Annotated in this window: 1 pseudogene; it reads left to right on the top strand. The window is 61.5% G+C overall.

From position 1 onward, the window contains the following. Positions 1–275: pseudogene (locus tag KVS69_RS19515) on the top strand (NADP-dependent malic enzyme); the annotation flags it as partial.

Here is a 275-nt window from a genome sequence, read left to right as displayed (position 1 = left end):
CAACGGCACGGCCGTGCCCAGCCTCGGCAGTATCGGACCGCTCGCCTCCAAGCCCGTCATGGAAGGCAAGGCCGTCCTCATCAAGAAATGCGCCGGCATCGACGTCTTCGACATCGAGGTCGCCGCGGAAACGATCGACTCGATGGTCTCGACCGTTTCGGCGCTCGAACCGACCTTCGGCGGCATCAATCTGGAAGACATCAAGGCACCGGAATGTTTCGAGGTGGGACGCCGACTGCGCGAGAAGATGAATATTCCCGACTTCCACGACGACC

The sequence above is a fragment of the Stenotrophomonas sp. GbtcB23 genome, from assembly GCF_019091045.1.
Lineage (GTDB): Bacteria > Pseudomonadota > Gammaproteobacteria > Xanthomonadales > Xanthomonadaceae > Stenotrophomonas > Stenotrophomonas rhizophila_A.
This window is presented reverse-complemented; position numbering and strand designations above follow the sequence as displayed.